This window comes from Flavobacterium sp. (assembly GCF_039916025.1).
In the GTDB taxonomy this organism is placed as follows: Bacteria; Bacteroidota; Bacteroidia; order Flavobacteriales; family Flavobacteriaceae; genus Flavobacterium.
The window spans coordinates 9591-30646 of the sequence record NZ_JBDSMB010000152.1 but is presented as its reverse complement, the minus strand read 5'-3'; the positions used below and the strand labels follow the sequence as shown (position 1 = coordinate 30646).

Sequence of the window (21056 nt, the reverse complement as noted above, 5' to 3'; positions counted from 1 at the left end):
GAATTCCGCAATAATTAAACGATGTTATTAACGAAAACGTTATAGTTTATAACAATTGTTGCGAATATTACAAAGTCGTTAAAAATGCTAAAGTATCCACATTATCAGCATAATCCCAAAGTTTAGGCTGTTGGGTTTGCCCAAAAGGAATCGAGTTTTCAATCAAACCTTTAGAAACAACACACTGAATTTGCCCGGCTTCGTTTGTTAAACGTGTCTGTAAATCAGCAATATCTTCATAGTATTCATAAAACACAGAAGAAATAGGCGAGGCGTAGCTCGCATCTTCTTTTAAAGTCAGGAATTCGTTATCCAGTAATTTGAAATTACTCATTAGAAAAACTGCTTTATTGTAATCGTAGTTGTTTGAATATTTTTCATAGAAAATAACATCCTTGTATTCATAGATTGCTTTAAAGAAAGCCTCAAAACTATAGTCTTTCGGCACGAAAAGTTTGGAAACATTGCGGCAACCCAAACCAAAATACCTGAAAATATCCTCACCTAAATTCACTAAATCCTCTTGGGATTCTTTTCCGTTTAAAACGGCAACCGAATTTCTGCTTTTGCGGATGATATTTGGCTTGTTTTTAAAGTAAAATTCAAAATAACGCGCGGTATTGTTGCTTCCGGTTGCAATGACAGCATCAAAGTTTTCTAATTTTCCGTCAGTAAATGTTATTGAATCAGCTAGTTTTGGTTCAACGCTAATCAGATAATTAGCTAAAAACTTTATCAGATGCTGGTCGTTAGAAGATGTTTTTACCAATACTTTATGTCCGGAAATTAACACCGAAAGAAAGTCGTGAAATCCAACCAAAGGAATATTCCCGGCGAGAATTAAACCAACAGTTTTTGGCTGCACAACTGATAAATCATAAGATGATATCCATTCATTCAAATTGTCCTCTTTCAAAGCTTCAGCCCAGGACTGCACAGCAAAATAAACCTGTTCCGGAGTAAACCATCCGTTATGAGATTGAGAAAGTGCCAGTAAGTCTTTAAATTTTTCAAAGTACAAATCATTGTGAAGCACATCAGCATACATAATTTGTTCATTCAAAGTAAATTGACTTAAAAATTTCCCTAATGCTACAAAAGGTAATTTTGTGTTAATAGAATCCATTTAGATTTGGTTATGAAGTGTTTTGATTGTAATTTTGCACAAAAGTAAGATAATAGAAAATAGAATAAAGAGAAAAGATGAATTTTCATAAACTGAAAAGTTCTTAGTCTATATTCCATTTTCTATATTCTTTTATCTAAAATATATAAAATGGCAATCATTATAACTGACGAATGTATAAACTGTGGTGCTTGCGAACCTGAGTGTCCAAACACTGCGATTTATGAAGGTGCAGACGATTGGCGTTACAAAGACGGAACCACGCTTAGAGGGAAAGTAATTTTGCCTGATGGCACTGAAGTAGATTCGGATGCGGCACAAACACCGATTTCTGACGATATTTATTATATAGTTCCGGGAAAATGCACTGAGTGCAAAGGTTTTCATGAAGAGCCACAATGCGCAGCTGTTTGCCCTGTAGATTGCTGTGTTCCCGATGACAATCATGTCGAAAGCGAAGAAACGCTTTTAAATCGACAATCATTTTTGCACAATGAGTAAATAAAAAATCCTGAGCTTTCACTCAGGATTTTTAGTAATAAGGGGGCAAGCTTATTTTTGCAGGTTGAATACTTCTGTTGTAACCGTATCTGTTTTTTCGTCATAGGTTTCTAATACCAAGTTTCCGTTGGCATCAAAATGTCCCACTGAAAATCTATTTTTGTTTTTGTAAATGTAATTATTGCCAGAAGTTCTTCTCAACAATGAAACATTCTTTGTACCGGTAACAGTATATCCTGATTTATCAGAAAGCACATGATATTTTTCACCATTATAAGAATAATAGGCCGTGTGGTCAACATCAACAATTTTTTCATTTCCATCAACACTAACTTTAGTAGTTATAGTTGCCTGGGTTTGCGTTGGCTGTATATCAGTATTTAATGTACCTGCCGGTACATCTTTAAGCTCAATATTCTGAACTTCTTTTATTTCTTCTTTTTTAACAACCTGATGTTGTCCCGCATCGTCTTTTACAGTGGTAGTTGTTGTTACTGTTTCGGTCTTCTTGTTTTGATTTTGTGCCTGAATACTCAAAGAAAGTAGTAAAGCGAACAATCCTAAAATTGTAGTTTTCATAATAATTAATTTTTATGATTAGTATTTTACAAATCTACTTTCTTAGCACTTAAAAGATGTTACATGATTATAAGTTTAAATTATATTTTTCACATAAAAAAATCCTGAGTGTTAGCTCAGGATCTTTATTGGTTAGGTATTCTAAAAATTAAAACTTGAAACTAAGTCTGGTGTAGTAATAAGCTCCATTGAAGCCCATTTGAACCGCATCCCAATAACCACCAGCTTCTGTGTTTCCGGATTCGTCTTGTTTTGTTGGATAGATATTGAATAAGTTATTGCTTCCTAACGTTAATTTTACTTGTTTCACAATTTGAAATCCAAGTGTTAAATCAGTCACGATTTTTGCATCGTAAACATTATCTGCACCAGCATAATCTACAAGAACTACTTTACTGAATCGGGTGAAAGCTGTTCCAATATTAAACCATTTTCTCTCATAGTTTAAGTTTAAACCAAACTTATTATTTGGTGCTGATGCTTTTAAAAACGCAATCTCACGTGCTCCAAAGAAAGTTTCCTGATCTAAACCTCCATTATTTACATGGGTAACTTCCATGCTATTAATGTTTCCAACCAATGTGGCTTCAAATTTAGAGCTCCCAAAAGTATTTCTCCAGGACATAACAACATCAACTCCTTTTGTAACTGTACTCACACCGTTTACGAAAAACTGAGCAGAATCTACATTTAAGTTCAAAGCAGTTGCATCAAAATAACCGGTAAGTACAATTCTGTCGCTTACGTTTATTAAGTAACCATCAATAGTGGCTGTGAATTTTCCGAATCTTCCAGTCAGACCTATTGAACCATTTCTTGATTTTTCTTCTCTTAGTTTATCAATTCCAAAACCTTCAGTAACGGCACTTCCATTTGCAGCCAATAAAACTTCTGAAGCACCACTGGCATTAAAGTTAGTGAAACTGGTGTTGAAATATATTTGTGCCAATGACGGCGCTCTGAATCCAGTGCTGAATGAACCTCTTAAACTTACATGGTCACACATCTTAAATTTATATGCCATTTTAAGATTTAATGTGTTTCCGAAATCGCTATAATTCTCATAACGAAGTGCGGTTCCCAATAAAAAATCTTCTGATACATCAAGTTCAGCATCGACATAAGCAGCGGCGCTTGTTCTTTGCTCGTCGACTTCGTTAGCCGGGCTAAAACCAGGGAAACCTTGAGAACCACCAGGTCTTGGATTTCCAGAAATTGGGTCAATAGGAGCAGTTTGTGTTAATGGATCTACAATCGGATTTCCATTGGTATCAAAAGTCGCATACGAACCAATTTCTCCAGCCGTAATTTCATATTTCTCTAAGCGATATTCACCACCAAAAGCGAAGTTAAGACCTTTTAAAACTGATTTAAAGTTTTTTGAGAAATCCAAATTGGTTGTATTTTGAAACAAGCTAAATCCTCCGGCATCAAATTCTGTTGGAGAGGCATCTTCCAAACTCGCATTGAGAGTTCCTTTGATTGTATAATCAAATTTATTTTGACCAAAAGCATTGCTAAAATCAATGTTCCATCCACCAGTTCTATATTTGAATCCAAGCGCAGCGGAATTGTCTATAATTTCAGAAGTGATTCTTGGTGTATAACCACCTGGATAAATCGATTCTACAACTCTTTCTCCATCATTTCTGGTAAAGGCATACGCATCTGTATTTCGGTTGTTTCTTCCGCCAAAGGCATAAATATCAAGATTTTTTGAAAGTGGAACCTGTACGTTAGCCATAAAATTATAACTCTTGATTTCAGCATCTCCAAAACCTTTTCTGAAGTCAAAAGCTGGACGTAATGTTTTGTCTTTTGACACATATTCTCCGGTCAAATTTGCAAACCCACCATTTTTTCCTAATCTAAAACCATAATTGGCTCCGGCCTTAACTGAAAAACCATCATATTTATGGTCTTTGCCATAGGAGTTTCCGTTACCGTTTTGGTCTAATTCATAACCTGGCGTATTTGGCGTGCCCGGAAGAAAATCGCCTTCGGCATCATTTTTATATATTCCGGTAGTAATAGAACCGTTAAATTCATTGACATTGTCATTCAAAACAATATTAATTACACCGGCAATAGCATCAGAACCATATTGCGCAGCAGCACCATCACGAAGAATTTCAATTCGTTTGATTGCACTTGCGGGAATAGCATTCAAATCGGTTCCGGTATTGCCACGGCCACGTGTTCCAAACAAATTGACTAACGATGATTGATGTCTTCTTTTTCCGTTGATTAAAACCAAAGTCTGGTCTGGTCCCATACCTCTTAATGTAGCCGGGTCAACGTGGTCAGCACCATCAGAACCTGATTGTTTGTTGGCATTGAATGAAGGCGCTAAATATTGAAGCAATTCATTGATTTCAATTTTACCGCTTTGGGTTGTAACATCTTTTACATTGATGATGTCGATGGGAACGGCTGAATTTATAACCGTTCGTTTAGCATTTCTGGAACCTACAATTTGTACTTCCTGCAGTGCCTGGACTTTTGTCGAATCTGATTTAGTTTCGACGGGCTCAGTTTGAGCAAAAACTACCGAAATCGGAGCGACTAATAATAATAGAGTAATTTTTTTCATAAAATATTGGTTAGATGTTAGAAGTGCAATTTAATTTTTTTTTGTTATTTTTTTATGTAAAATAATGAAATAATCCCAACTATTTAACAATCAAATAGATAATTTTGCTATGCTAACAATTATTTTATTAAATTTGATTAACCCAAATTTATTATGAAAAGGATAATTGTACTATTATTTTTAATCTATAGTGTCAGCGTTTTGTCTCAAAACGTTGAGAAATCTATTGTATTAATTGATATTGATACTAATCTCCCCATTGAAGATGTAACCGTTTTTATTGCAAGGACTAAGCAGACTTTATTGAGTAATGCTGAAGGGAAAGCCACTTTTGTTTTAAAAGGTATTTCCAATATTCAAATAACACATTCTTCTTATAACACAGTTAAGTTAAAATCAACCATTTTAAAAGAGAAAGAGAATTTTTTCTATTTAAAAAACAATGTAAACGGTTTGGATGAAATCATTGTTACCAAGAAGCATCCTCAAAAAATACTAAACGAATTAGTTGCAAATTCAACCAAAAAATTAACGATTCCGGCAAGATTGAAAGTCTATTCCAGAGAGTTTTTAAAACTCAATGGAAACTATGCGTATTACAATGATGGATTGATGAATTTTCAATTATATGGTAAGGATAAGAATCTGAAAAATAATATTTTGGTAGAGCAAAACCGATCCTATGGTTTAGTAAACGACGAAATAGGTAGTGATGCTTTAGGATATAATCTTAATAACATCATGGAAAATTATTATGGTTTCAAATATCTTAATCCCCTTTTAGATGTTGGTAGTAAGAAGAAATATGAGTTTTTGATTAAAGGGTATTCAGCCAATTCTGATTATAATTTAATGGTTGTAACTCCTTTAGAAAGCGAGAAAGGCTTATTGGATGATTATACAATCCTTTACGACAGGACAAAAAAGTTGATTATTGAAGTGAGTACAATAGTTTCTCCAACAACGCTTGCGAATACCAAGGATAAAACTACTGTCGGCTCTAAAAATATTTACAAATCTTCATTTAAAGCAATTTATAGAATTGAAGGTTTTGGATATTATTTAATAGGCTCGAAAGAAGAAATTGGGTTTGAAAAAATTGATAAAAAGAAAACAACCGATATAGAAGTTAAAAATTGCTTCGTAATCACTAATTTCAATGATAAGAATTTCACTTATAAAGAGAGTGAGGTTTTTAAGGACAAAACACTATACAATAAAAAGAACACCATATTAACTAATTATTGGGATGTTTCCGGGCTAACTTCTACAGACGAAGAGCAGAAAATAATCGCATCCATTGAAAATAGAGAATAAGCTTTCAACCCTCTTTTTGCTTCTTGATTTTATTACGCTATATTTGCACACTTTTTTAATAATAAAATCACCATGAAAGCAGGAATTGTAGGATTACCAAATGTTGGAAAATCAACTTTATTTAATTGTTTGTCAAACGCCAAAGCACAAAGTGCGAACTTTCCATTTTGTACTATCGAACCAAACATTGGTGTGGTAAATGTTCCTGATCCAAGAATAAACAGATTGGAAGAATTGGTAAAACCGGAACGTGTTCAAATGGCAACTGTTGATATCGTTGATATTGCAGGTTTGGTAAAAGGAGCAAGCAAAGGTGAAGGCTTAGGAAATCAGTTCTTGGCAAATATCAGAGAGTGCAATGCGATTATTCACGTGTTGCGTTGTTTTGATAACGATAATATTATCCACGTAGATGGCAATGTAAATCCAATCCGCGATAAAGAAACTATCGATATCGAATTGCAATTGAAAGATTTGGAAACCGTTGAAAAACGTTTGGAAAAAGTAAATCGTGCAGCGAAAACAGGAAACAAAGAAGCACAAACTGAAAAAGCATTGTTAGACAGAATTCGCGAAAATTTATTACAGGCAAAATCGGCCAGAACGGTTGAAGCTCAAAATCAAGACGAAATAGATTTACTGGAAGATTTCCAATTGATCACCAACAAACCTGTTTTATACGTTTGCAATGTTGACGAAGATTCGGCTGCGACCGGAAATAAATATGTTGACAAGGTTCGTGAATTAGTAAAAGACGAAAACGCTGAAGTTATCGTTTTGGCTGTTGGAACTGAAGCCGATATCACCGAATTGGAAACCTACGAAGAACGTCAGATGTTCCTTGAAGATTTAGGTTTAAAAGAACCGGGTTCTGCAGTTTTGATTCGTGCTGCTTATAAACTTTTAAAGCAACAAACTTATTTCACTGCCGGAGTAAAAGAAGTTCGTGCGTGGACAATCAACATCGGCGATACCGCACCAAAAGCGGCCGGAGTCATCCACACCGATTTTGAAAAAGGATTCATCCGTGCTGAAGTTATTGCTTATGATGATTACTCAAATTTAGGTTCAGAAGCTAAAGCAAAAGAATCCGGAAAACTAAGAGTAGAAGGAAAAGAATATATCGTGAAAGATGGTGATGTGATGCATTTCCGTTTTAACGTATAACTCTCGATAATACATAAAAGATAAAAAACCTGCTAAATTTCTTTAGCAGGTTTTCTATTATAAAATCTTTATTTTTTAAGAAAATCTGTTTAACCAAATGTAGGACTTATTCGATTTCTTCTATAGTATTTCTTCTGCTTTTCATCACTTTTTTTAATATTTGGTAAGGATATTTTTTATATTTGTTATAAACTGCCCTTTGCACATATATTTTTTAAATATCTCCAGATTTAACATGTTGATTTAAAAGTTATTGACCCTATAATTGATAATTTATGGTAAAGAAGATAAAAGGCTCTCTGGAATTAACCCTATTAGTAGTTGTCATGTCTCTGTTCATTATAGGGGTTGGTGTTTATGGTGTTTTAGAAGTTAAAAGATTAAACAAAAGTTCAAAAGAATTATATGTCGATAGAATGTTGCCTATGGATCAATTGGGAGATATTCGCTTTTATGCTTCTTCTATAATCGCAACTGTTCATCAGGTTGATAATAAACAAATAACCTACAGAGAAGCGTTACAAAATGTTACTCAGGATCAAGAAAGCATTAAAACTAAATGGAAAAATTATCTTGTAACATATCTTACTTCTAAAGAAAAGCAGCTGGCTGCCCGAATGGGAATTAAAATTGACCAGTCCAACATTACCATTGATAACTTAAAAAAGGGATTGCAAAAAGAAGATGCTAATTTACTTAGTAGTATTCTCAAAAACGAGTTGCACTCAAATTTAAATTCGGTCATACGTGAAGCCAGTAAACTGCTTCGCCTTCAAGTTGAAATCGGAAATGAAATCAATAAAAAAAATGCTGAAGTTTATAGCTCTTACACTCAGAAATTTATTTGGATTTTAATCATAGCTTTTGGCTTTGCAGTTCCATTTTCCTATTACCTGATAAAGAAAAACAGCAGTCGGGAAACACAACTAGACTTGTTTATTGAACACAGCCCGGCTTCGTTAGCTATGTTTGATAATGAAATGCGCTATGTAATGACCAGTCGTCGCTGGATTGCAGATTATAATCTTTTCGGTCAGGATATTATTGGTAAAACACAGTACGAAGTTTTCCCCGAAATTGGTCAGGATTGGAAAGACATTTATCAGCGTTGTCTGCAAGGTGTTATTGAAAAAAAAGAGGAAGATTCAATCCTCAGAGCAGATGGAAGTGTAGAATGGCTGCAATGGGAAGTACATCCCTGGTATAAATCTACGGATGAAATTGGAGGTATCATCATATTTACCGAAGTAATTACCGAGCGTAAAAAAGCCACGGAGTTATTTCAAAAACAATTCGAAAATTCACCCGATTTCATTGTTTATGTAAATCGGTTTCATAAAATCGAAGCGATTAACCGGGGAGTAACTATGTCTGCAGAAGAATTGATAGGGCAGGATTGTATTGAAGTCCTACCAAAAGAAAGTCGGGATAGAGTCAAAAAGTCATTATTACGTTGTTTTGAAACCGGGTTACAGCAAGAAATTGAGAATCCTCTGGCGCTTGGAAAATGGGCAAGATCCAGGCTTGTTCCTATATTCAGAAATCTTGAAGTTACACATGTTCTGGTGTTTATCACCGATATCACAGAACAAAAATTTGCTGAACAACAACTTGTGCATAGAGAAGAACATTATCGCGCCTTAACAGAAAATATAAGTGATGCCATTCTGCTCTTGGATGAAGAAGGCAGGATTATTTATCAAAGTCCATCAGCCCACCGAATATCTGGCTATAGTTTTGAAGATGCGAAAGATAAACACATTACACAATTTTTAACTTCGGAAGAATCCGATCGCGGACAAATTTTTTTAAAAGAAGTATTTGAATCACCTAATGTGCCAATACAAAATCAATTCAGGTTCATTCACAAAAACGGACATGATATATGGTTAGAGGGAACAGTCTTAAATTTATTGAAAAACGAGAGTGTAAAAGCCATTATTATAAATTACAGAGACATAACTAAAAGAAAAGAACTGGAAGCACAACAGGCACTAACAGTTTCTATTGTAAAATCTTCCGACGATGCTATTATCAGTAATACATTAGACGGTATCATTACATCTTGGAATAAAGGAGCTGAAAAATTATTAGGCTATTCTGCTGAAGAAACAATAGGCAAGAATGTTACTTTTTTAATTCCCGATTACTTGACAAGTGAAGAAAAAGAAATTTCAAATCAAGTTACTAACGGACATCCAGTAGACCATTTTGAAACCGTCAGACAAAAGAAAAATGGAGAAATCATTCACGTTTCCCTTAAGATTTCGTCTATTAGTGATGTCAGTGGCAATGTGGTTGGTGCCTCAAAAATTATGCGGGATATTACCGAGAGTAAGACATTCGAAAATGAACTAATCAGATACAATTCGGAATTGAAGAAAACTAATGAAGAATTAGACCGTTTTGTTTACAGTACATCACATGATTTAAGAGCGCCACTCAAATCAATGATTGGACTTATAAATATAACTGCTAAAGATGTAAAAAATAAAAGTCAGGACAATGCAGAGTATAATACAATACTCGAGAGATTGACTATGCTTAATAAAAGTGCTTCAAAACTGGATCATTTTATCGAGGATATTTTAAATTTTTCCAGAAATGCCCGAATGGAACCGGAAAGCAATGAAATCGCTTTTGAAGAGTTAGTTGGAGAAGTTACCGCAAACCTTAAATATTCTGATGAAAAAAATATAGATTTTAAAGTTATAATCAATTCAAAAGAAAAATTTGTCACCGATTATAAAAGACTTAGAGTGATTTTGAATAATATTATTTCTAATGCCTATAAATATAGCGATGCTGATAAAGAAAATTCTTTTATAAATGTTATTTTTACCTGTGACAAAAATAAAGCAACTATAATTATCAAAGACAACGGAATTGGAATAGCGCAGAGTGATACCGAAAAAGTGTTTGATATGTTCTATCGCACTACATCGCTGTCAACAGGTTCCGGTCTTGGTCTTTATATTGTTAAAGAAACAGTTGAAAAATTAAATGGAAAGTTTAGTGTTGAATCGGAGTTAGGTTTAGGTTCTGCATTTTGCATTGAAATACCTAATCAATAATGACTTAAATTATTTTGTATGAAAACAAATCACATTCTTTTAGTTGATGATAATGATATTGACAATTACATCAATAACCATATCATAGAAGATAATAATATAGCTGAAAAAATTACAACCATGAATTCGCCTATAAGCACGCTTAGTTTTTTAAATGAAATTAAAGATGATTTTGATGCTTTTCCTGACTTAATTTTTTTAGATATATCGATGCCCAAAATGGACGGTTTTGGATTTCTTGAAGAACTTATAAAATTTCCGAAAGTAATCGAAAAACAATGCAATGTATATATGCTGACCTCTTCAAACAATCCTAAAGATATAGCCAGAGCCTTAGAATTTGATGTGGTGAAAGACTATTTTATCAAACCATTAGAAGATGAAATGTTAGAAGTTTTTAAAAAATAAACGTCTTTCAAAAACAGCATGTATTTCATTTGATACTTCCCAATTTCATTGTCAATATTATTCTTAATAACTTTGATAACTATCATTTCAAAAATCCTTTGATTTGCATATATTAGCACACCCGAGGCTGATGCAAATCGCAGCAGCGGAATTGAACGTAGTTAAATTCGATAAATCCAAAATGCAAGAGGAAAATATATATAACGAAGATAATATTCGTTCGTTAGACTGGAAGGAACACATTCGTATGCGTCCCGGAATGTATATCGGGAAACTGGGTGACGGTTCTTCACCAGATGATGGAATTTATATTCTTCTAAAGGAAACGATAGATAACTGTATCGATGAGTTTGTTATGGGCGCCGGAAAAGTGATTGAAGTGACCATCAAAGACAAGCTTGTTACCGTTCGTGATTATGGTCGTGGAATTCCGCTAGGAAAAGTCGTTGATGTGGTTTCCAAAATGAATACGGGTGGGAAATATGATTCGAAAGCGTTTAAGAAATCGGTAGGTTTGAACGGAGTTGGTACCAAAGCCGTGAATGCACTGTCCAATTATTTCCGTGTGGAATCGGTTCGTGATAACCAACAAAAAGCAGCCGAATTCTCAGCAGGAAATCTAACTCTCGAAGAAGATGTAGTTGAATCAACAAAACGCAAAGGAACCAAAGTTTCTTTCATTGCCGACGAAACCATTTTCAAAAACTACAAATATCGTAATGAGTATATTATCAAGATGCTCAAGAATTATTGTTATTTGAATACTGGTTTGACGATTTATTACAATGGTGAAAAGTATTATTCTGATAATGGATTAAAAGATTTATTAGAAGAAACAATTGTTGAAGAAGATTGTGTTTACCCAATCATTCATTTGCTTGGTGAAGACATCGAAATTGCTTTGACACACAGTAAATCGCAATATTCAGAAGAATATCATTCATTTGTAAATGGTCAGAATACAACTCAGGGCGGAACGCATTTAGGCGCTTTCCGCGAAGCGATTGTAAAAACCATCAAAGAGTTTTATAACAAACCTTTTGAAGCTTCTGATATCCGAAAATCAATAGTTTCGGCAATCGCAGTTAAAGTAGAAGAACCTGTTTTCGAATCGCAAACCAAAACCAAATTGGGCTCAACAGATATTGGTCCAAAAGGCCCATCTGTAAGAACATTTGTAAACGATTTTATCAAAACAAAGCTTGATAATTTTTTGCATAAAAACCCTGAAGTTGCCGATTTATTATTGCGCAAGATTTTGCAAGCCGAACGCGAGCGTAAAGAACTTTCCGGAATCAGAAAATTAGCAAAGGACAGAGCAAAGAAATCAAGCTTACACAATAAAAAATTACGCGACTGCCGTGTGCATTTAACAGATGCCAAAAATCCACGAAGTTTAGAAAGTACGCTTTTCATTACCGAAGGAGATTCGGCTTCAGGTTCGATTACCAAAAGTCGTGATGTGAATACACAAGCCGTTTTCAGTTTGCGTGGAAAGCCTTTGAATTCGTACGGAATGTCAAAGAAGATTGTTTACGAAAACGAGGAATTCAATTTGCTTCAGGCAGCTTTGGATATTGAAGAAGACATGGGCGATTTGCGTTACAACAATATCGTAATTGCTACAGATGCCGATGTAGATGGTATGCACATCCGATTGCTGTTGATTACATTCTTCCTGCAGTTTTTCCCGGAATTGATTAAGGACGGACATTTATATATTTTGCAAACGCCATTATTCCGTGTGCGAAATAAAAAAGAAACCATCTATTGCTATTCCGAACCTGAACGTGTTGATGCGATTGAAAAACTAAAACCAAAACCCGAAATCACACGATTCAAGGGATTAGGAGAAATTTCACCGGACGAGTTCAAGCATTTCATTGGCGACAGCATTCGACTGGATCCTGTAATGTTAGATAAGTCAACATCAATTGAGACTTTACTGGAATTCTATATGGGTAAAAATACACCTGACAGACAGATTTTCATTATCAATAATCTGAAAGTAGAATTGGATGTGGTGGAAAAGAATTAGGAATTACGAATTATAAATTACGAATAGAATAGTCAGTAGAAATAAATGAACAACGACGAAGAAGACGATATAATTCCAAACGAAGACGAGAACGACAACAACGAATCGCCGTCAGATGAAACTACCGACGAAGGTTTTGAGGATATCAAAGCTTCGGGTGGTGATCATTTTTACGATCAGGAAGAAATAAACCCCGAAGATACCATCACCAAAGTGACAGGAATGTACAAGGATTGGTTTCTGGATTACGCTTCCTATGTAATTCTCGAGCGTGCTGTTCCTGCAATTGAAGACGGTTTCAAACCGGTGCAACGCCGTATCATGCATTCGATGAAAGAACTGGATGATGGACGTTACAACAAAGTAGCAAACATTGTTGGGCACACGATGCAGTATCATCCACACGGTGATGCGAGTATTGGTGATGCGATGGTTCAAATTGGGCAGAAGGAATTGATTATCGACATGCAGGGAAACTGGGGAAATATCCTCACGGGTGATAGTGCTGCGGCTTCACGTTATATTGAGGCGCGTATTTCTAAATTGGGCCATGATATTTTATTTTCTCCAAAAATTACGCAATGGGGAATGTCGTATGACGGTCGTCGTGCTGAACCAATTAATCTTCCGGTTAAGTTTCCGTTATTGTTGGCGCAGGGCGCGGAAGGAATTGCTGTTGGATTATCCACCAAAGTGTTGCCACACAATTTCATCGAACTTATCGATTCTTCAATCAAGATTTTAAAGAATAAACCTTTCACACTTTTCCCTGATTTCCCAACAGCTGGAATTGCGGATGTTTCCAATTACAATGACGGTTTGCGTGGCGGACGTGTCCGCGTTCGTGCCAAAATCGGGCAATTAGACAAACAGACATTAGTAATTACCCAGATTCCGTTTTCTACAAATACATCGACATTGATTGACAGTATTCTGAAAGCGAATGAAAAAGGGAAAATCAAAGTCAAAAAAATAGAAGATAATACGGCTGCAGAAGTTGAGATTCTAATTCATCTTCCGCCGGGCGTTTCTCCTGATAAAACTATTGATGCTTTGTATGCGTTTACCGCATGTGAAACTTCGGTTGCGCCTTTAGGTTGTGTGATTGAAAACCATAAACCGTTGTTTATCGGCGTTTCGGATATGTTGAAAATCTCAACCAACAGAACCGTTGATTTGCTGAAACGTGAGTTGGAAATTCAATTGGATGAACTCGAAAACAAATGGCATTTTTCTACGCTCGAAAAGATTTTCATCCGTGAAGAAATGTATATCGATTTCAAATTGTACCACGACAGGGAAACGCTTTACGTTTATATGTATGATGCGTTCAAACCGTTTCTAAAATCTTTTGTACGCGAAATCAATGATGAAGATTTGCAAAAGCTGACTCTTATTCCGATGATTCGTATTACGCGTTTCGATTCGGATAAAGCAGATGATGCGATTTCGAAATTGGAAGCCGAAATGGAACAAGTGAAACATCATTTGGCTAACATAATCGACTTTGCAATCGACTTCTTCCAGATGCTGAAAGACAAATACGGAAAAGGTCGTGAACGTCAAACAGAGTTGAGAAGTTTTGACAATATCGAAGCGACTAAAGTTGCTTTACGAAATACCAAACTCTACGTAAACAAAGAAGAAGGTTTCTTTGGAACCGGTTTGAAAAAAGACGAATACGTTGCCGATTGTTCTGATATTGATGATGTGATTGTGTTTCTGCGTGACGGAAAAATGATGATTGCCAAAGTAGACGATAAGAAATTCGTTGGAAAAGACATAATTCATATTGCAGTATTTGATAAGAATGACAAACGCACGATTTACAACATGATTTATCGCGACGGAAAAAATGGCTCGACATTTATTAAACGATTCAATGTTTCCGGAGTTACTCGTGATAAGTTCTACGATTTAACACAGGAAAAAGCAGGTTCACAAGTTTTGTATTTCTCTCATAATCCAAACGGTGAAGCCGAAGTTATTACGATTTTACTGCGTCAGGTTGGAAGCATCAAGAAACTGAAATGGGATTTGGATTTTGCCGATATCGCCATCAAAGGACGAGCTTCCCGAGGAAATACGGTTACCAAATATCCAATCAAGAAAATCGAACTTAAAGAAAAAGGAATTTCGACTTTGCGTCCGAGAAAAGTTTGGTTTGACGATACGGTTCAAAGATTAAACGTTGATGGAAGAGGCGAGTTGCTTGGTGAATTCAGACCAAATGACCGATTGCTGCTTATCAATCAATCAGGAAAGCTGAAAACCATCATTCCGGAACTGACAACGCATTTTGATGAAGATATTGTTGTGATGGAAAAATGGAATCCAAACAAACCGATTTCGGCAATCTATTACGATGGAGAAAAAGAGCGTTATTTTATCAAACGTTTTCTTGTCGAAAACGAAAACAAAGATGAAATCTTTATAACCGAACACGAGAAGTCACAACTGGAAATCGTTTCGACCGATTGGCGTCCGATGGCGGAAATTATTTATGCCAAAGTAAAAGGCATTCAGAAAGAAAACCAAACGATAAACCTGGAAGAATTCATTGCGGTAAAAGGTATCAAAGCATTAGGAAATCAATTGACAGCAGATAAACTCAAACAAGTGAATCTTTTGGAATCATTGCCTTATGAAGAACCTGAACCGGAACAACCTGAAGAAATGGAAGTGACTGATGAAAACGATGTTTCAGAAGATATCCAGACAGAAACCGGCGATGACGGACAGATAGGTTTAAGTTTTGAATAATTATAAAAACGCCACTTTTTAAGTGGCGTTTTGCAATCTATTGGCAGCAATTTGACAAACCGCTATTAAAGGTAATTTCATAAAGTTGGCAGTATGCTTTTTTTCATTGCCATTATAATTTGTTCAGGAAGTTTACTCATATCTGTTGGTTTCAGAAGATAATTTGCTGAACCTAGCATACGAAATTCTTCAATTGATTGCTCCGAAAAGGAGGTCGAATACATAATGACTGGAATGTATTTTAGCTTTTTATCTTTTTTTAATTCTTTTAAACATTCCTTTCCGTCCATGCGGGGCATATTTACATCAAGGAAAATGAAGTCGGGCAACTGGTTTTTTTTTCGTAATTGCCTGAGTGCATCTGCACCGTCATTTGCCTGAAGACAGCAGGCATTAAACATGCCTTCTGTTGTTTGTTTAAAAAAAAACTTATCATCTTTGTCATCATCGATTATCATGAAAATACTTTGAACCATTGTTTTTTATTTTAAGTTTGTTGTCGTGATTGTGTTATTGGAAGGATTACATGAAACGATGCGCCTTGGTTTTCTTTTGCTTTGGCAAAAATTTCTCCATGATGATTTTCAATAATTGTTTTGCAGAGTGCTAACCCAATTCCGTTACCAATATAGGTTTCTTTATCATGCAAGCGCTGGAAGATGGTGAATATTCTTTCTGCGTATTGTTGTTCGAAGCCGATGCCATTGTCTTTGAAAATTATTTCAACATAGGCCATGAACGGATTGAAGTCAGGATATTTTTTAATTTCTTTTTCTGAAACGTTGCGTGATGTGATAGTGATAAGTGGCGACTCATCTTCCTTAGAATATTTGAGCGCATTGCTGATGAGGTTATAAAAAAGCTGATTCATTTGCAAAGGAATTGCTGTAATAGACGGGAGCAGATCAATTTTTATTTCGGCTTTCTTTTCTGCTATAAGCAATTCAAAATCGCCTAAAATATTTTTGAGTACTTCGTTTAAATCTGTTGTTACGAATAATTTTTCGGGTTGAAGGAGTCGTGAAAAGTTTAGCATGTCACTTATAAGTGTTGACATGCGAGAAGAAGCTCCTTCTATTTTGTTGAGGTATAATTTTACATTTTTGCTTAATTCGTCTTTATGTTGGTCTTGTAATAGCAGGGAGAATGTGATGATTTTTCGTAAGGGTTCCTGCAAATCATGGCTTGCTACATAGGCAAACTGGTCTAATCGTATGTTGCTTTTTTTTAATTCTTCGTTTAAATTCTGTAAATCATCGGTTCGCTCTTTTACTTTAATTTCTAATTCTTCGGTAAATTTTTTCTGATGTTCAATTTCAGTGTTGCTTCCTATCCAGCCTGTAATATTTCCGTCCGTATCTTTTTGAGCACTGCTATGACTTAAATGCCATCTGTAAGTTCCATCGTGACAGCGGATTCGCTTTTCCATATTAAAATCTTCGCCAGTTTTAAGAGCTTGATTCCACAGTTGCAAATCTTTTTTAAGGTCGCCGGGAAAAATAATTTTTCTCATGCCATCTTCTTGTAGTTCTTCAAATGACAAACCGGTGTAATCGAGAAAATATTTGTTGAAGAAATTTTTCTGTCCATCGGCTCCTGCAGCCCATATCATGTTCGGAATGGATTCGGCAAGAGTTCTGAATTTAGCTTCACTTTCTTCTATCTGTTTTTTTACAAGTACTTGCTCTGTTACTTCGTTTGCAAGAATGGTTACTCCTGAAATAGTATTATCAACTTCAGTGTAGGGTTGACACAGGTAATTATAATAGGTTATTTCTTCTTTTCCGTTGATGATAAGTATTGCTTTTTCTTCGTAACCATAGTGCGGTACTCCTGTAGCGTAAACCTGTTGCATCACATTGGGAAATGGCTGATCTTTCAATTCATAAAGTACTTCTAATAGTGGTTTGCCAACAATATCATTTCCTTTTCCCCACGAAGTCATCATCTTCTCGTTTGCAAAGGCTATTATCAAATCAGCTCCCTTTAAAATAGCAATTGACATCATTGATTGTGACAATATATTGCTGAAACGCTTTTCGCTTTCTTCAATTTGTTTTCGTGAATTTACAGATTCAGTCACCTCTGTTGCAAGCGCTGTTACTCCGGTAATACTATCATCTACATCCTTGTAAGGTTGATAAATTAAATTGAAATAACGTTCTTCCGGTTTACCGTTGCGATTGATAATGGCTTTGATTTCGTTTGTTGCAAAAGTTACTCCTGTAGTATACACATCCAGCATAATTTTTGGGAAGGGCTGGTCTTTCAATTCAGGCATAAATCCCAGTACGGGTTTACCAATCACATTTCCTTTTCCCCACATTTTAAGCATGGGTTCATTGGCAAAAGTAACAACCATATCAGGTCCCTCAAAAATGCAAATGCCCATGAGCGATTGTATAAGCATATTGCTTAAACGTTTTTCGCTTGCTTCAATTAATTTATTTTTTTCTTCTAATGCAAGGTGTGTCGTCTCTAACTTTTGTTCAATATTTTTCCTTTCGGTAATATCTTCAATAGCCAGGAGAATTAATTGTTCCGAAGTTTTGTCATTTTTAATTTTTAATGCGTTCAGTAACAAATGGCGTTCGCCAAGCGATGGAAATTTGAGGATGATTTCAAAGTCTACAAGCCGCTCGTGTTGAGGGAGAATTTTTTCAAGCATTGTCTGCATTTCATAATCATCCCACTGGCCGTTTTGTATTTCATAAAATAATTTACCTTCCGTTTCATCTTCTTCCGCATTAAATACTTTATAGAACGATGCGTTGGCGGTTTTTATTCGAAGCTTTTTATCTAGAATGATAAGTGGTTCGCGAATAGTGGTTACTATGCTTTCGGCATAGTACCTTGATGCGTTGAGTTGTTCCTGCTTATCAAGTAACTCCTGATTTACGATAGTGAGTTCTTCGTTGGTGGATTGCAACTCTTCTTTTGAAGTTTCTAATTCTTCGTTCAAACTTTGCATTTCCTCATTGCTGCTTTGCAATTCTTCGTTGGCGCTTTGCAGTTCCTCATTAGCGGCTTCCATGTCTTCAGTAATGAAACGCATGTCATCGCGGGTTTGCAGAAGTTCTTTCTCTAATCGCTCGTTTTGCTTTTGAGTGGCATTTATTTTTACTGATGCAGATTTATTTTCTTTATGAACCTCAGGAATTATTATTTTTTCAAACCGAATTAAGTAATGCGGTTCCACTGTATCAATAAGCGGAATAATTTCAACCGCAACCAGAGATTGGTGTCCATTTACTCTAACAGGAATATTTTCCTTGGTAACTGTATCTTGTTCCTTCGCAGCTTTGTGAATGGCGTTGCGCAATTCAAAGGCTAACCCTTCACGCGCCATTTTGATAAGGTTGTGAGTCGGCTTGCCTTGTGGTGCCTGAAGAAAAGGAGTAATGTCTCCGTGAATGTGAACAATGTCCATTTGTACATTGACTACTACACTTGCAGGAGATTTTGAAAGCATTACTGCTTCTGCGCTTTTCCTAAAATCGGTTTGCGTGGCTTCTTCTCTGGTTGCGATTTTATATTTTGTTGGAAATACTTCTTTTTTTCGATTGGTGGCAACATGCATAAACCTACCTGGTAAGGGTTTACGCGAATAAATTTTATCGTTCTTGGAAATTTGTGTAAACAAATCAGATGATGCTCCAGTAGTCTCTGATTTTCCGAGGACAAGAAAACCGTTTTCTCTTAGTGCATAATGAAAAGTGGAGAATGCTTTCTTCTGTAAAAAAGTATCCATATAAATGAGTACGTTACGACAGCTTATTAAATCCATTTTAGCAAATGGCGGGTCTTTCAAAAAATTGTGAGGAGCAAAGACACATATATCACGGATGAGTTTGTTTAATTCATATCCGCCAGTATTTTTCACAAAATATTTTTTCAGTTGCGCTTCGGAAATGTTTCCTACTTCGGCTTTGCTGTAATGGGCAGCACGCGCTTTCTTGATGGCTTTTTCAGAAATATCGGAAGCAAAGATTTGAATTTTTGTATTGGATAATTTATCTCCTAAAAATTCATGCAGGCAAATGGCAATTGAAAATGCTTCTTCACCTGTAGAGCATCCCGCAATCCAGATGCGAATAGGTTCATCGGCAGCTTTATTTTTAAACACTGTGGGAAAAACAGTATCAGATAATCTTTGAAAAGTTTTAGCATCGCGAAAAAAAGATGTTACGGGAATGAGCACATCCTGGAAGAGTGCATCCTGTTCGTCTTTATTGGTCAGTAAAAATTTTAAATAATCCGCAAGGTTTTTCTTTTTCACAATGGTTAATCTTCGCGCTATGCGTCTGTGAAACGTAGGTTGCTTGTAATAAGTAAAATCAACTCCTCTTCGCTGGTGTAGCAACAAAAGAATTTGTTTGAAAATTGCTTCATCGTCAATTGGAAGTTCTTCTTCTTCTTTAAAAAAATGATTTGTTTTGTAAGCGTTGTTGATTTGCAAAAGCTTAGCCGGAATTTTTTCGGGTGCTAAGATAAAGTCTACAACCCCTGAATTCACAGCCCTTTGTGGCATACTATCATATGCTGCCGATTCGATGTCCTGCGCAATGCTGATACCCCCATTTTCTTTGATGGCTTTCAAACCAAGAGTTCCATCGCTTCCTGTTCCTGACAATACAATTCCCACTGCAAACTCTTTGTGCACTTCGGCAAGCGATGTAAAAAAAATATCAATCGAGAAATTTAGAATTTTCTTTTCGCGTGGAGCTAATTGCAACACACCATCAGTTGAAGTAAGGATTTTGTTGGAAGGAATGATGTAGATGTGGTCGGGCGCAAGATGAATATCCTCGGTAATTTCATGCACCGGAATTTTTGTTACCCTTTGCAAAATCTCCGGCAAAATACTTTCGTGAGATGGATCAAGATGCTGTACCAATACATAAGCCATCCCTGAGTCTTCGGGGATGGCCGTAAGCAATCTCTTGAAAGCATCAAGTCCTCCCGCACTCGCACCAATACCTACAATGGGGAAGTTTTGCACGGTGGCTGATGGTTGGGTCTTATCTTTTTTTGGTGCAGTCAATGGTTGTAAAAATTATAAACGTGAAATTAATTATAAGAATGTAAAATGATGCGGACTTTTGCTGTGTTTCAAATGTGCAGCATGTAATAAGGCGGGGGGTGGGCTAAACTAAATGTAAAGTACGCCCTTTATTTGGTTTAAATATATGATAAATATCATATTACCATGATGGTAAATGTATGTATAAAAATATCATTGCAGTCATAATTGGACTCTTAATTTATTGCAACAGATTTGTTGATTAAGTATGTTGTAAAATGTGAAGGCAGAGTTAAACCTAAACTTTTACAGAAGGTTGTACAATAGGGTTTTAGCACTCTAAAACTATGATTTCTAAATTAAGATTAAATTACCTGAGCTACTATCTTTTTAATAACGTAACTTTATAAAAATAATTAATGATGTATTAGTAAGTTTAATAAGTCATTAGTTTAAATCCTTATAAA

The 21056-nt window shown here is 35.6% G+C and carries 12 protein-coding genes; 7 read left to right on the top strand and 5 right to left on the bottom strand.

The genetic code is table 11. The annotated features are described in order from the left end of the window. Window positions 1–67: 67 nt before the first annotated feature. Window positions 68–1126, bottom strand: coding sequence for an acyl-CoA reductase (locus ABIQ27_RS11685; RefSeq protein ID WP_348034079.1), 1059 nt, complete (start codon window positions 1124–1126; stop codon window positions 68–70). 150 nt (window positions 1127–1276) lie between these two features. Here ABIQ27_RS11685 and ABIQ27_RS11680 point away from each other — a divergent pair, with 150 nt between their 5' ends. Next, window positions 1277–1627: a 4Fe-4S dicluster domain-containing protein gene (locus tag ABIQ27_RS11680; RefSeq protein WP_348034078.1), complete on the top strand. Its 351-nt coding sequence runs from the start codon at window positions 1277–1279 to the stop codon at window positions 1625–1627. Window positions 1628–1678: 51 nt separating this feature from the next. Here the strand turns inward: ABIQ27_RS11680 and ABIQ27_RS11675 are convergent, their stop codons facing one another. Beyond that, window positions 1679–2206 carry a hypothetical protein gene (locus ABIQ27_RS11675; protein ID WP_348034077.1) on the bottom strand — a complete coding sequence of 176 codons (528 nt, stop codon included), beginning with the start codon at window positions 2204–2206 and terminating at the stop codon, window positions 1679–1681. A 148-nt stretch (window positions 2207–2354) separates the two neighbouring features. Further along, window positions 2355–4799: a TonB-dependent receptor gene (locus ABIQ27_RS11670; RefSeq protein WP_348034076.1), complete on the bottom strand. Its 2445-nt coding sequence runs from the start codon at window positions 4797–4799 to the stop codon at window positions 2355–2357. A gap of 153 nt (window positions 4800–4952) precedes the next feature. On the opposite strand from ABIQ27_RS11670, the gene ABIQ27_RS11665 reads away from it, so the two are divergent. The 6 genes from ABIQ27_RS11665 to ABIQ27_RS11640 all read left to right on the top strand — a co-directional run bounded on the left by ABIQ27_RS11665 (window position 4953) and on the right by ABIQ27_RS11640 (window position 15566). Next, complete coding sequence (locus ABIQ27_RS11665; RefSeq protein WP_348034075.1) at window positions 4953–6116, top strand: hypothetical protein; 1164 nt, start codon at window positions 4953–4955, stop codon at window positions 6114–6116. A 72-nt stretch (window positions 6117–6188) separates the two neighbouring features. Beyond that, window positions 6189–7283: a redox-regulated ATPase YchF gene (gene ychF, locus ABIQ27_RS11660; RefSeq protein WP_348034074.1), complete on the top strand. Its 1095-nt coding sequence runs from the start codon at window positions 6189–6191 to the stop codon at window positions 7281–7283. Window positions 7284–7558: 275 nt separating this feature from the next. Further along, the gene (locus tag ABIQ27_RS11655; protein WP_348034073.1) at window positions 7559–10357 is read left to right on the top strand and encodes a PAS domain S-box protein; all 2799 of its coding nucleotides are present in this window, start codon (window positions 7559–7561) and stop codon (window positions 10355–10357) included. 18 nt (window positions 10358–10375) lie between these two features. Next, the gene (locus ABIQ27_RS11650) at window positions 10376–10765 is read left to right on the top strand and encodes a response regulator (protein ID WP_348034072.1); all 390 of its coding nucleotides are present in this window, start codon (window positions 10376–10378) and stop codon (window positions 10763–10765) included. A 181-nt stretch (window positions 10766–10946) separates the two neighbouring features. Then, on the top strand, window positions 10947–12803 hold the full coding sequence (locus ABIQ27_RS11645; protein WP_348034088.1) for a DNA topoisomerase IV subunit B: 1857 nt from the start codon (window positions 10947–10949) through the stop codon (window positions 12801–12803). Between the two features lie 45 nt (window positions 12804–12848). Next, window positions 12849–15566 (top strand): DNA gyrase/topoisomerase IV subunit A, encoded by a 2718-nt coding sequence (locus ABIQ27_RS11640; RefSeq protein ID WP_348034071.1) that lies wholly within the window; start codon window positions 12849–12851, stop codon window positions 15564–15566. 77 nt (window positions 15567–15643) lie between these two features. On the opposite strand, the gene ABIQ27_RS11635 is transcribed toward ABIQ27_RS11640, so the two are convergent. Together ABIQ27_RS11635 and ABIQ27_RS11630 are read right to left on the bottom strand one after the other, a co-directional pair. After that, on the bottom strand, window positions 15644–16042 hold the full coding sequence (locus ABIQ27_RS11635) for a response regulator (RefSeq protein ID WP_348034070.1): 399 nt from the start codon (window positions 16040–16042) through the stop codon (window positions 15644–15646). A gap of 11 nt (window positions 16043–16053) precedes the next feature. Next, window positions 16054–20610, bottom strand: coding sequence for a chemotaxis protein CheB (locus tag ABIQ27_RS11630; RefSeq protein ID WP_348034069.1), 4557 nt, complete (start codon window positions 20608–20610; stop codon window positions 16054–16056). Between the last annotated feature and the right edge of the window lie 446 nt (window positions 20611–21056).